This is a genomic window from Enterobacter asburiae, from assembly GCF_024599655.1.
Taxonomy (GTDB): Bacteria; Pseudomonadota; Gammaproteobacteria; order Enterobacterales; family Enterobacteriaceae; genus Enterobacter; species Enterobacter asburiae_D.
This window is the reverse complement of sequence record NZ_CP102247.1, coordinates 2,704,523-2,717,859: the sequence shown is the minus strand read 5'-3', so window position 1 is coordinate 2,717,859 and position 13,337 is coordinate 2,704,523. Positions and strand designations below refer to the sequence as shown.

Below are 13,337 nucleotides of genomic sequence, written 5' to 3'. Positions count from 1 at the left end.
ATTAGTAATTATCCCTTACTACTTCATCATACCGCTCAATGAATGTTAATTGCTTATTACTTCCGTTGTAGCTATCAACCCATTTTTTTACTGCTTCATCGAACAGGAACAGAAAATCGGTATAATTCAGGTACACGATGCCATCATGATGTTGAGTTGGATGGCCTCGCTTACAAATGGCAATGCTCAGGCGACGCTCTTTACCTTGTGTGACCTTGTGAGAATTGAGGTTAGTCATATGAAGAAGTGAGTTTCTTAACTCATATAGTTCATCAGAGGTAATCCCAAGTGCTTGTATTGCTGAATATGTATCAAGCCAATTCTGAAACACCCTCTTAGTGTTACCAAATTCGATGTAGGCGATTGTATCAATGAAGGACATCAATAGCTTAAAGCTTGCAAGATAATGCTTGCTATTAAATAGCAGCTTTATTGGTTCCATATGGTCATCGTTAAGTAGCTTAGCGATTTGAAAACCTTCTTCGTTCATATAGCTGTCAAGGTAATCAGGAAGGGTCTTAACACCTTCAATGTGATGGTTGGGCATATGCTTGTTTCTAAGTTGTTCTGCTAAAGAGACCTGAATCTGGGGTTGTAGTTTTCCCTGAACAACTGGCGTAACAATAACTAAGGGTGAAGCAGGGGCATTCACAGACTCAAGTGCTAACTCAAACGGTGCGAAAGGATTGCCAACCCTTAAATTGGAGTTATACCTAGCAAGGGATAACTTGTTATCACCATCCAGAACGGACGGATGTATTTCATGAAATGAACGACAAGAAGCCAGGTCAGTTTCTAATCTGCGTTTTAAGAACTCCAGCTTCTCATGGTCATTTCCTTCCAGTTCGTGAGGGACGATTCCTGCATGAGTGATGAACAACCCATCGTGAGAAAAGAAAAAGATGTTATAGACGGTTTCTTTCATTTTCATTTTTCATCTACCTCCTCATCCTGCATACACTTCATCCATTCAGCATGGCATTTATTACATAGCCATTGCTCCATGTCGGGCTGGAGTGTTCCACATTTAGCCGTAGAGACTGGCACGGGAACTCCGCACCCTGACGGTTGAAGACGTAATTGTGCTTTGGTGTAGCTGCTAAGATGTCCCATTCTGGCTAATCCTTTCAGATGTTAGGTGGAGTGAGTTTACCTGCTGATGTGAAAGGTGAGAAATCTGTATCGTCACAATGATAACCATAAATAAGAAAACCCGTACCAGCTTTCACCGATACGGGTCTTTACAGAATTATTGACAGAGAACTTAACAGATACAAGTTTATGACCGTGATAGGGGGCAAAGCCACCTGTTAACATTAGGTCAGGAGTAACTGTGAAGTGTTTTATCACATGGATGTCTTCTTGATGTAGACATCTGACTAACGATAAGACGTTCTGTTGATAGTTCAGTTCACCAATACTGAACAGACCTTAAACTAACTCTGAGACACTCTTAACAGAATATCTCTTTTATATCATATTTTTAATTTATTAACTAGCGTTATTATAACGAAGTGAAGCACTAAATTGTAAGATTGCGCATATGTTAATAAATTGTTGACAACTTGTTATATTTGTGTCATTATTAAATGGTAGGCAAGACTTGCACTTCTTTTGTCTATACCCCCTCCTTGAGGTTCTCACCGTAGTGTCTGGGAAGGCTTCGTTCACAGGCCGTACAGGTTCAGGTGAAGACTACCTTTGCACCTCTGACACTGAATATCCCTATGCCTGATGGCTCTACGTACACAACACAGGCAGAAGTGCAGGATATGATGGGTGACCACATGGAAAGCATCTTGATGACTTCTCAGGGGTTAGGTGGTGGCTGGCAGGTTGCAGGTCAGAATGCTGGATTCTCTCCATCACTCCTGAAGCGTTAAGATGTAATGGCAATCCCCTCCATATTGCGAGGGGGCTTACTTAATCAACCTTGCAGCGAACGCCGCATACTTTGAAAATAAAGTCGATTAAAGCATCTTTCCCATCTTCTACGCTGTCGAAAAGTTCTGAGTGATAAACGCCATCTTTGCGTTGGGTGAAAAGGTTTAGATGCTCATTTTTCACATCAACAGAGGTAAGACGCTTCAGGCTGTCCTGGCAGCATCTGAATTTGTACCTCTTTCCAGATCTCTGCAACATGTGGATTCCGGTCGATGTGTTGCCAGACTTCCTAGTTAGGTTTATCAAGATAGCCTCCCTTGTGTTTCTTAACATTTAATTAACAATAATATAACAATGCATTGACAATTTAGCCCTGTTCTGGTAGTATAGTTCTTAGTGGCATTAAGGTTTATTTCTATTTTTGAGGTATTAATGTATGACCAGTTAAAGATTAATCGTCAGTACGGGTTACCTGATAGTTTCAGAGTCCCAACAGAGCAAGACATCGAAAAGGCTGTCCAAGAAGTTCTCGAAGAAATCCTCCCATCTGTACCAGAGCCATTATCCCATCCAGCAGTGACCATTACCAAGACTGGTAAGCAACGTAAGCCTCGAACGGGCAAAAAGACTCCTAACCTCTTCTATGCTGAGTTCAGACATATTCACAGTTACGACAATATGCTGTCTACGGTGGAAGATATCTTCATGGGAGCAGTAAGACAGACTACAACAGGTTCTAACTTGAATCCGTATGTTGTTTTCAATCTGCTGAAGTCTCTGAACACGGTTTCTACAGAATCTGTTTACATGGCAGTTAACAGCCGCAGACCGAAGGCAGAGCACATTGATGTGAGATACGCTCAACTGGTAGCTTGCGCTTGTCGTAACGTCATCAGTGCTTTCGGGCACCATTCAGAAGTCAAAAATATAACGAGTTATTATAAAGAGGGAACTCTTCACGATGACTTTGACACTGAATCTGATGCGGAAGATTACAGAAATCATGTTCAGCCAGTACAGACTTCTGAGCAGAAAAGGGAGTTACTGGTTAAGGCTGGATTAACACCATCTCAGGTTGAATCCCATATGAACGGTGAAAAGGTTATGTGGGGGTTCAGCATTCGCTTTAGAGCTGGGATTTCTATTCAGCTTGTTTCTGACTACACCCCTGAACACAGTGACCCTGATGATGTGGGTAGTCTTCAGTGGTTACCTGAACTGCAATGTTACGTTGATTCGAACACAGGCGAAATGTTCGGTTGGTAAGTAAAAAATATAACGAGTTATATATAAGAGAACCTCTGATAAGTTTTCTGTACAACTAAGGGAGCCATCGAGTATGGCGACCACAGGCTACACAGCGAAGCGAGAGCCGTCTTTTACTGTGATACCCTACTGAACAGACCCCTTATCAAACTTAAAACCTTCTCTTCGTCACTCACGATGACTCATTTTGCCACTGATAAGTCTCTGTTCAGATGCATGAACAAAGCCACTCATGCGTGAGCATCGAGCTAATGATGAGCGAGAGAGAAGGTTAAAAAACACTGTTTACCCATCACATCATCATTAATCGGATTTTCCAAATCCTCCAATGGACTACAGGAACAAGGTTAAACCATGGCATACACACCTGACCAGATTCGAGACATTGAAATCAATATCAACCGTAAAGTAGCCCGTATAGCGAGACACTTTATCTTTTATCAATTTACTAATCCGCAATTTGAAGACCCACTTTTTGAGTGCAATCACACTCTTTATCAGCGTGTGCTTCTGAAGATTCAGGATTACACCGGAGCAAGTACCTAATGAAAATTACCCCTGAGCACCTCGCACTATTTAAATTAGCAACACAACAGAGCAGCACTGATAACCTTGTGACAAATGTCCTACGACTGAAAGCTGAGTGCAAAACACATAAGCAGATTTTTTCTATCCTGGGTATCTCGACCAGTTACGTTAATAACATCATCTGTACCGTTCGTAAGCGATATCAGTTAAATAATTGATTTGTAATAATATTATTAGTGTCTGTTTAGGTGCTGATTCTATACTTTACCTCGATACTATTTCCCACTTTTCCAATCTCAAAAAGACACACAACATACAGGGGTCTGAATGACTACTAATGCAACATCTGGTGATACATCTGTTCAGGACATCGAACAACCATCACAAGCTCAGGAATGGTTTACCGCTATCCTCACCGGGGATTCTAAGAAACTCCTGACGTATGGCCTGACGAAAGAGCAGGTAAACGAACTCGATACAACTTCAGCACGTTCAGATGCTGCAAAGCTTCTTCTGCAATCAGAGAACACTAAGGCAAGGTCTAAATCTAAACGTGTTCAGGCTGCTGCTGTTCTCGGTGATAAGGAATCTGTACCTGTGACTAATAAGCCTGCACCCGCTGGTAAGGCAACTTTCAATCCCGCCCCATCAAAGACACTTAAAGCTGTTTGACCCTGTTCACATAGGGTATGCCTTATCTGAAGGCTACAATTCATGAAAATCTCGTTCACAATGGGTGGTTTTGGGTGACTCTATGTGGTTATTTCACGTATGGTTGTCACATCGAGACCCAATGTGAAAATCATCATGAAAACAGCCCATCTCTATCTTCGTGCTTCGACTGATGACCAGGATGCATCCCGCGCTTTGCAGACGGTCACAGACTTTGCAGCTAAGAACAGTCTGACAACTACAGAGACCTATATAGAAAACTTCTCTGGTGCAAAGCTTGAGCGTCCTGAACTGAACAGACTCTTATCACAGGCAGAGCAAGGTGACTTGATTATCGTTGAGTCTATTGACCGCCTGACTCGTCTTCCTGCTGACCAGTACGAAGCGCTAAAAGCTCGTATCACTGAGCGTGGCCTCAAGGTTGTAGCTGTCGACCTGCCCACCAGCCACGGAGCACTTAAAGCTGATGCTGATGACCGCATTGTTCAGCTTATTAACGGTCTCATGATGGATATCGCAGCACATTACGCACACGAAGATTATACAAAGCGCCGTAAGCGTCAGGCAGAAGGTATCAGCAAGGCAAAGGAGCAGGGGAAGTATCAGGGAAGACCAGCAAATACAGTGCTACGTGACAAGATTTCAACCTATCTTGGGAAAGGTGGGTATACCTACGCAGAGATAGCAAAACTCTGTGATTGTTCACTTGGTATGGTGTCAAAGGTTAAAGCGCTACAGACCCAATAAGACCAGGTCATAACTCCCTATTGCAGACTGCCTTATGGCGGTCTTTTTCGTATCTCACCCAATACTTTAGGATTTTGCCAGGAAGAGTAACTGACTCTGCCAGCCCTACTAAGCACGTCGACAGTCTGATAGATGCTTTCCACAGCCTCCAGCAACCATTGTGATAATGGCTTGACCTGCTGCGGAAAAAATAAAAAATTAACAAATCGGTGGACGGTTTATAAAGATGAACTGTTGGTTTATGATACAGAATTATCTCAACATCAGAGACATAGACATGGGCGAAAGTGCAGGAGAGTCGTTAAAGCAGGTGCTGGAAGACAGGCTCAAAAATCCCTTGTGGGGCTTCATCATCCTGGCGTGGGTATGGTTCAACTGGCCTAACATGGCGATGCTGTTCATGAGTGATGAACCTGTAAAACTAAGAATTGATAACATTCTGAACCAGGAGCATTTTTACCTTGCCTACATTGTTCGACCATTTGTGATAGGTGGGCTTTTGGCTATTGTCTCCCCGTATGTACAGTGGTTACTTTCCAGGGCTCACAAATGGGCTGATGACCGTTACAGCGATAACATTTTCCAGGGTAAAGAGCGTGTTTATCAAGATAACATCAAGCTCTCTAAGCTGAAAGTTCAGTCACTCCTGGCAGAACAAGCCGAAACCGCCAGAATCAGCGCAGACATTCAGGCTGACACTGAGCGCGGGAAGCGTGAACAGATAATCACAGAAGAACTTGAAGCCCAGCAAAAAGTGCTTGAGGAGAAAATCGAACTTCTTTCGAAAAAATTCGAGGAAGATCAACTGGAATTCGAAGAGATGATAAAGGAAAAGCAAAAGTTTCAAGACCTCGCCGTTCAGGTTTCAACCTTGTTAGAACAATCACTTAGGCTCGATAACAGGAATTCGGTTGCTCAGTTAGTGAGCGCAATTTCCGATTTGTTTACTGTCGCTGAATTTGAGGAGTCCGAGGAGAGAAACGGCTCAAAAGTCACTCGCAAGAAGCACCTCACCGTGGCTGAACTTCTGGAAAAGGTAAAAGCCGAAAAGGGTGAAATATTAAATACCCCCACTATAGCCTTAAGCGCTTCTCCAATCCGATTAGAAAATGAGTAGTGGTATTAGTCTCTGTGCGATAAATAACCGTATTTGCTATTTTACAGCGCATCAATCCAAATGGAGCTGGCGGCGGAAGCGCCACGTTTGCAATGGCACCGTCAAGGACTGCCATTGAAATACCGATAATAATGGTAGCAATTGCGCCATACCGTTGCGGCAGGGGCAAACCATCAGAATCAATTTGTCCATTTGGTTATCCTTTACGCGCAACAGCCTTTTCAGCCGCAACTTCCTTTATACGCTGGAGTTTCTGCTGTTTTTTGTGACGAGCTACGTACCAGTCATCAAGTAACATCTCAATCATTTCTATCAAAAGGTCTGCTTCTTCAGTGCTCACATCAACAATAAGATTGATGTCTTTTTCCATGTGGGCACCAATATTACCTATACTTTTGACGTCCAGAATTGCCTCCCATACGAAAGGGTCAACCTTATCTTCAATGGCTTTTATTTCGTCGTGAAGAGTTCTGCCACTTACTCCCCAGAAATCACGAATCATGCCCTGTAGACATCGTCTTGCAAGAGTCGCAGAAGCTTTAGGTGATAGTTCAGCAATAGCACAGGCTTCACGGTAGTCAGCAAGTACAGCTTTGGGTATGCAATCAGAATAATTTTTTGCACGTTGCTTCTGTAACTGAGGCAGTACGGGGACGATTTGACGGGCATGTCTTAACAACTTATGAGTACCGTAATTATCATACTCAGCCATTTCAACGGTTATCGTTGGCTTAGTGCACTCAGGATTTGGGCAAACCGTTCCAGTTGTTTTGTATTTCCATATACCAAGGCTTGAATCAAGGTCAAATTCAGTAGTTTTCTTATCTTCATCTCTAATTACTGCTGCAAAGTTGCAGTGCGGACATATCCAAGACATCGTAACTCTCCATTACTAGTTTTACCTCATCTTATGCCACGGTATTCATATGGTTTTCAATGGCTTTCTCTGATATCTGTGGTGATGAATGGATAGTTGAATCACATACTACTTACTCCAAAAACGTAAACGTTTTATTGACCTGCTTTGATGCTGGATTTCTTCTTATAAAAGCTACAAAATCTATGAGCATTTCGTTCACTGTTCATGCTCGATTCATTACTCATGTAATGTAATCTCATGAATTTAATGATTAATTACTAATGGTGAACATGTCCCAGCTGGCGATGGAGGAGAGGTGCGAGAAGCGGGAGAGACGCTGGAAGGTTTTGACAAGTGACTGATAGGCTGATGTTTTTTGCAATTCTTATTTCCTCTTGCCAGGGATGTGTTTCAGGGAGCATACAATGAAACAGACCAAATTCCCCAACATTTCCCACACGGAGGAAATCAATGCCGATCTCCTCCGTTGAAACCGTCGCCGCAATACCGGGAGACGGTTTTCGGTGGGCACTTAGTCCTTATCACGCATAACCTGTTGCAAGATCGCCAGCGCCTGGGTGAACTGGGCATCCGGAATGGTCAGCGGATAAAGGAAGCGGATCACGTTGCCGTACTGGCCGCAGATCAACAGCAGCAGGCCCCGGGCGAGCGCCTTTTGCTGGATCGCCTGCGCGATGGCGGCCGAAGGTTCGCGGCTCTCGGGATCAAAAAACTCCGCCGCAATCATCGATCCTCTTCCCCTTATCGCTACGAGCGCAGGATAGCTGCCCTGAATCTCCTCCAGCGTGGCTGTCAGTCGTTCGCCCAGATGACAGGCGCGCGCGCACAGTGACTCGCTGTCGATAATATTCAGCACCGCGTGCGCGGCGGCCACCGCAAGTGGGTTGCCTGCATAGGTTCCCCCCAGACCACCGGGCGCCGGCGCGTCCATGATCCCGGCGCGGCCCACCACGCCGGACAGCGGCATTCCGCCTGCCAGGCTTTTAGCCATCGTCATCAGGTCGGGCTTGTCCGCGTAGTGTTCCATGGCAAACAGTTTACCCGTACGGGCGAAGCCGCTCTGCACTTCGTCGGCAATCATCACGATCCCGTGCTCATCGCAGATACGGCGGATGGCGGCCACCAGCTCAGGCGGGGCGACGTTGAATCCGCCTTCACCCTGAATGGGTTCAAAAATAATCGCCGCCACCTGTTTCGCCTCAATATCCGCTTTGAACAGGCGTTCTATCGCCGTGATGGCATCCTGGGTCGTTATGCCGTGCAGCTCGGAGGGATACGGCACGTGATAAACCGACCCCGGGAAGGGGCCAAATCCCAGCTTATAGGGCGCGACCTTGCCGGTTAACGCCATGGTCATATAGGTTCGGCCGTGAAAGCCTCCCCCGAAGGCAATCACACCCGGTCTGCCGGTGTGGGCCCGGGCGATTTTAATGGCATTTTCCACCGCTTCCGCGCCCGTTGTGAAGAACGCCGTTTTGGCCGGACTCTGCACCGGGGCCAGCTCGTTAAGTTTTTCGGCTAATGAAACGTAGCTTTCGTACGGCACAATCTGATAGGCCGTGTGGGTGAACTGGTGAAGCTGTTTTTCCACTGCGGCTACCAGTTCAGGATGACGATGGCCGGTATTCAGTACCGCGATCCCGGCGGCGAAATCAATATAGTCGTTGCCTTCCACGTCGGTAAGCGTGGCATTCTCCGCCGTGCGGGCAAAGAAATCACACATTACGCCTACGCCGCGCGGGGTGGCAGAAAGTCTGCGCTGATGAAATTCCTGGTTACTCATGTCAGATACCCTTTTGTAGAAACGATCATACGCCAAGACGATCGCGCAGGCTGTAATACGCCGCGCCCATCGCCGTGAATGGGATCCGCAGGCTGCGACCGCCCGGGAAGGGGTAGTGCGGGAGTTTGGCAAACGCATCAAAGCGTTCAGCGTCACCGCGCAACAGTTCAGAGATCAGCCGTCCGGCCAGGTGGGTGCAGGTCACGCCGTGGCCGCTGTAGCCCTGCATGTAATAGATGTTTTTGTCCAGGCGACCAAACTGCGGCATACGCGACAGGGTCAGCAGGAAGTTGCCCGTCCAGCGGTAGTCGATTTTGACGCCTGCCAGCTGAGGGAAAGTTTGCAGCAGTTTTGGCATTACCAGGCGCTCGACATCGTCCGGATCGCGCGCGCCATAGACTACGCCACCACCGTAGAGCAGGCGGTTGTCGGCGGTGAGGCGATAGTAATCCAGCAGGTAGTTGCAATCTTCCACGCAGTAGTTATTGGGGATCAGCGTGCGGGCTACCTCCTCCGGCAGCGGGGCGGTGGTCACCACCTGGGTGCCGCAGGGCATGCTGCGTTTTGCCAGTTCCGGCTCTATCTTATCGCCCAGATAGGCATTCCCGGCGACGATCACGTAGCGGGCGGTCACCTGGCCATGCTGCGTGCTCACCACGGCCGGGCTGGTGTGCTGAATGGCGGTCACCGGGGACTGTTCATACACCCGCCCGCCGTTCAGGCGAATGGCGTCCGCTTCGCCGATCGCCAGGTTAAGTGGATGAATGTGCCCTCCGCTGCGGTCCAGCAGCGCGCCGGTATAGCGCTCGCTGTCGACTTCCCGGCGGATGGCGCTGGCGTCCAGCAGCTCCAGCTGCGTGTTGCCGTAGCGTTCCCAGTTGGCTTTTTGCTCCTCCAGCGTCTCCATCTGCTTATGGTTTAACGCCACAAACAGCCCGCCGGGACGATAGTCGCACTGGATCTGATAGCGCTGGATACGCTCCCGGATGATCTCTCCGCCTTCAAACATCATGCTCCCGAGGACTCTGGCGGCGTCGGGTCCATAGTTTTTCTCAATCACGTCGATATCGCGGCTGTAGGAGTTAACCAGCTGGCCGCCGTTGCGTCCGCTGGCGCCGAAGCCGATGCGCGCCCCTTCAAGGAGCACCACGTCGTAGCCCATTTCGGCGAGATGCAGCGCGGAGGAGAGGCCGGTATAGCCGCCGCCTACCACGCACACGTCACAGCTGATCGACTCGTTAAGCGTCGGGAAAGGTTCGTATGCGTTCGCGCTGGCCGCGTAGTAGCTGGTGGTATGTTCGGTCATGATTGAGGCTCCAGGGCAATCCAGATGGTTTTCAGTTCAGTAAATTTTTCCAGCGCGTGCAGGGACTTATCGCGGCCGTTGCCGCTCTGCTTATAGCCGCCAAAGGGTACGGTCATATCACCGTCGTTATAGTTATTGACGAAGACCGAGCCTGCTTTCAGGCGGCGGCTCATGCGGTGCGCGCGGGAGAGATCGCGGGTCCATACCGCCGCGCCAAGCCCATATTCACTGTCGTTGGCCAGCGTTAAGGCTTCCTCTTCGGTTTTAAAACGGGTGACGACCAGCACCGGCCCGAAAATCTCTTCCCGGCACAGCGGAGAGACGGGGTCGATGTCGACAAAAATGGTTGGACCGACTGCGGAAGGCCATGATTGTTCCCGCCCGTCCAGCAGCAGCGTGCCTTTTTGGGTTCCCTCGCGAATAAACGTGTGGACGGTATCGGCGTGCGCAGCGTCGATGAGCATTCCCATCGTGCTGTCGGGATCGAGCGGATCGCCCGGCTGCCAGTGACGGGCCTGCGCTTTCAGCTTTGCCAGGACGTCATCGGCGATGCTGTCTTCGAGCAGCAGGCGGGTACCGGCGATACAGACTTGCCCCTGGTTATAAAAAATCCCGGCGGCGGTCGCGCTCACGGCCTTGTCCAGGTCCGGACAGTCGGCAAAGATAATGTTGGCGCTCTTGCCGCCTGCCTCCAGCCAGACGCGCTTCATGTTGCTTTCACCCGCGTCCTGCAACAGCTGCTTGCCGGTACGGGTAGAGCCGGTAAACGTCAGCACCTCGACCTCAGGATGCAGCGCCAGCGCCTGGCCCGCTTCGTGGCCGTAACCGCTTATCACATTCAGCACGCCGTCCGGCAGGCCCGCCTCTTTCGCCAGCCCGGCCATGCGCAGGGCGGTGAGCGGCGATTTCTCTGACGGTTTCAGTACCACGCTATTGCCCGCGATCAGCGCCGGGCCCAGCTTCCAGCAGGCCAGCAGCAGCGGGAAGTTCCAGGGGACGATGGCCGCGACAACCCCGATCGGCTCGCGCACGATCATCGCCAGCTCGCCCGGACCCGTAGGCGCCACCTCGCCGTAGACTTTATCCGCCGCTTCGGCGTACCAGCGAATGGCGCGCGCCGCGCCGGGAATATCGTCGCGCAGGCTGTGGCGAATGGGTTTACCGGTGTCCAGCGTTTCCAGTAAGGCCAGCTCTTCGCCGTGGCGTTCCATCAAATCGGCGAGCTTATGTAGCACGGCCTTGCGCTGCGCCGGAGACGCCTGCGACCAGTCACCGCGCTCAAATACCTCACGCGCGGCCTGAACCGCACGGTCCACGTCCGCCTGCTTGCCCCGGGCCACGTTCGCCAGCGTCTGCCGGGTAGCGGGATTGACGGTTTCAAACGTGGCATTATCGGCGGCGTCACAATAGGCACCGTTAATAAATAACCGGGTCTCAATGGCGCTGTTTTTTGCTTTATCCTGCCAGTAAGTCAGGTGCTGAAAATGCATATTCACTCCTTTCTTTCGCAATCAGATAAATAAAGGCATGGCCGTTTCAGGCAATACGAAGCCGTGGGGCATCCCGGGAATTAACCCGTTGAATGCCGACATCGATCGTTTTTTATTTGTCCCGGCGTAAGCGCGCTTACGCCGGGACCGAGTGGTAATTAGAACGTGGTGGGGGTGTGGGCACTGATAATGCGGCAGATGCCTGCCGAGGTGTTGCTGAAGCTGTGCGGTATGCCGGTATTAATGGCATAGCTCTGCCCCGCAACCAGGTGATATGGCTGGCCATTAATGGTCAGCACTATTTCACCTTCCAGTATCGTACCGATCTCCTCACCCTGATGTTTGATCCTCTCTCCGGTCGTGGTTCCAGGCTGGTAAGTTTCAAAAATCATCGCCAGCGTACGGTTCGGATTTCCGTTATGAACCAGCTTCATCGAAACACCCTGACTGCCTATTTCGATAAGGTCTTCCTGATTAATAACCACCTGCGGTTCATCAGGTTTTTCCGGTTCCGAAAAGAATTCCGAGAGCGACAGCCCATAAACTTTCAGCAGCTTTTGCAGCGTACTGATGGCAGGACTGACTTTATCCTGCTCAATGGTGCTGATGGCACTGTGTGTTAACCCAGACAGTTCGGCGGCACGCCGCTGCGAGAGACCCAGCTGCTGGCGGATCTCTGACAGACGTTTCCCTGGCGCCAGTCCGTCATCGCTCATAGTTGCATTTCCTTTACGATAGTGGTCAAAGCCGTTGCTTCTCGGCAACGTGGCTTTGACAGGCGGTGATAAAACCTTCAAACAACATGCGTGACAGGGCGTACTCGCTGCTGTTCCATTCGGGGTGCCATTGCACGCCGAGGGCAAAAGGGTGGTCATGAACGCTAACCGCTTCGACCAGCCCGTCCGTCGAACGGGCCTCCACGCGGAGCCGTGGTCCTAACGTTCGTGCACCTTGCCCGTGTAACGAGTTTACCCAAAATTTGTTACAGCCTGGAATTAATTGAGACAGCAGTCCTCCCTCCTGAACCTGAACTTCATGAGACGGGGCGTATTGTAGCTCAACCGGCAGTTCAGCATCCTCCCGGTGTTCAAGCAGGTCGTTCTGCTCGAACAGGTGGCGATACAGCGTTCCTCCCGTCGCAACAACCAGTTCCTGCAGCCCCCGGCAGATGGCGAAAATGGGGATGCGCCTTTCGAGCGCGGCGGCAATCAGCGCCATACTCAGAAGATCTCGCCCGGGATCGGCGTTAGGCTCATCGCCGTTTTCACCATAAAGGTGCGGCTGCACGTTACTTGGGCTGCCCGGCAGGTAAATTCCGTCCAGGGTTGGCAGCAGGGCGGCCATTAGCTCTGGCTCCGCCAGCGCATGCGGTAAGGCAATAGGTAAGCCCCCCGCGTTAATAACGGCATTCAGGTACTTTTCTTGCAGGGTCTGGGTCTCATGACCCTTAAGCCTGTTTCTACACATCACCACGCCAATAACTGGCTTGTTCATTATATTTTCCATGATCGCCCTCACAAAGTGGACTAAATTTAGGCCATTCTCACCTCTGGAACGGCCTTTTCGTTCAATATTTTCTCAATCTAGCAACGAGATCTGCCTTTTGCAAACTTAATTTAACATTTGACAAACAATTTGTTTGCATACAAATTCGATAGCGTGGA

The 13,337-nt window shown here is 49.6% G+C and carries 12 protein-coding genes; 4 read left to right on the top strand and 8 right to left on the bottom strand.

The features are described 5' to 3' along the window. Window position 1: 1 nt before the first annotated feature. The gene (locus NQ230_RS12795; RefSeq protein WP_257257902.1) at window positions 2-931 is read right to left on the bottom strand and encodes a hypothetical protein; all 930 of its coding nucleotides are present in this window, start codon (window positions 929-931) and stop codon (window positions 2-4) included. Between the two features lie 1,385 nt (window positions 932-2,316). Here NQ230_RS12795 and NQ230_RS12790 point away from each other — a divergent pair. The 4 genes from NQ230_RS12790 (at window position 2,317) to NQ230_RS12775 (ending at window position 6,214) form a co-directional block, all read left to right on the top strand. Continuing rightward, window positions 2,317-3,150 carry a hypothetical protein gene (locus NQ230_RS12790; protein ID WP_257257901.1) on the top strand — a complete coding sequence of 278 codons (834 nt, stop codon included), beginning with the start codon at window positions 2,317-2,319 and terminating at the stop codon, window positions 3,148-3,150. Between the two features lie 855 nt (window positions 3,151-4,005). Continuing rightward, window positions 4,006-4,350 (top strand): hypothetical protein, encoded by a 345-nt coding sequence (locus tag NQ230_RS12785; RefSeq protein WP_257257900.1) that lies wholly within the window; start codon window positions 4,006-4,008, stop codon window positions 4,348-4,350. A 135-nt stretch (window positions 4,351-4,485) separates the two neighbouring features. Then, a complete protein-coding gene (locus tag NQ230_RS12780; protein WP_257257899.1) occupies window positions 4,486-5,097 on the top strand; it encodes a recombinase family protein in 612 nt (203 codons plus the stop codon). Window positions 5,098-5,374: 277 nt separating this feature from the next. Continuing rightward, a complete protein-coding gene (locus tag NQ230_RS12775) occupies window positions 5,375-6,214 on the top strand; it encodes a hypothetical protein (protein WP_257257898.1) in 840 nt (279 codons plus the stop codon). 51 nt (window positions 6,215-6,265) lie between these two features. Here NQ230_RS12775 and NQ230_RS12770 read toward each other — a convergent pair whose 3' ends face one another. The 7 genes from NQ230_RS12770 to puuD all read right to left on the bottom strand — a co-directional run bounded on the left by NQ230_RS12770 (window position 6,266) and on the right by puuD (window position 13,179). Beyond that, window positions 6,266-6,406 (bottom strand): hypothetical protein, encoded by a 141-nt coding sequence (locus NQ230_RS12770; RefSeq protein ID WP_252089916.1) that lies wholly within the window; start codon window positions 6,404-6,406, stop codon window positions 6,266-6,268. Between the two features lie 4 nt (window positions 6,407-6,410). Continuing rightward, complete coding sequence (locus tag NQ230_RS12765; protein ID WP_257257897.1) at window positions 6,411-7,091, bottom strand: DUF4145 domain-containing protein; 681 nt, start codon at window positions 7,089-7,091, stop codon at window positions 6,411-6,413. 514 nt (window positions 7,092-7,605) lie between these two features. Next, window positions 7,606-8,877, bottom strand: a complete 1,272-nt coding sequence (gene puuE, locus NQ230_RS12760) for a 4-aminobutyrate transaminase (RefSeq protein ID WP_257257896.1) — start codon at window positions 8,875-8,877, stop codon at window positions 7,606-7,608. A gap of 25 nt (window positions 8,878-8,902) precedes the next feature. After that, window positions 8,903-10,183, bottom strand: a complete 1,281-nt coding sequence (locus tag NQ230_RS12755; protein ID WP_121423542.1) for an NAD(P)/FAD-dependent oxidoreductase — start codon at window positions 10,181-10,183, stop codon at window positions 8,903-8,905. Continuing rightward, on the bottom strand, window positions 10,180-11,673 hold the full coding sequence (gene puuC, locus NQ230_RS12750; RefSeq protein ID WP_257257895.1) for an aldehyde dehydrogenase PuuC: 1,494 nt from the start codon (window positions 11,671-11,673) through the stop codon (window positions 10,180-10,182). Before puuC ends, NQ230_RS12755 begins: the two co-directional genes overlap by 4 nt. 158 nt (window positions 11,674-11,831) lie before the next feature. Further along, a complete protein-coding gene (puuR, locus tag NQ230_RS12745) occupies window positions 11,832-12,389 on the bottom strand; it encodes an HTH-type transcriptional regulator PuuR (protein ID WP_013096835.1) in 558 nt (185 codons plus the stop codon). A 25-nt stretch (window positions 12,390-12,414) separates the two neighbouring features. After that, window positions 12,415-13,179 carry a gamma-glutamyl-gamma-aminobutyrate hydrolase gene (gene puuD / locus NQ230_RS12740; protein ID WP_257257894.1) on the bottom strand — a complete coding sequence of 255 codons (765 nt, stop codon included), beginning with the start codon at window positions 13,177-13,179 and terminating at the stop codon, window positions 12,415-12,417. Window positions 13,180-13,337 lie beyond the last annotated feature (158 nt).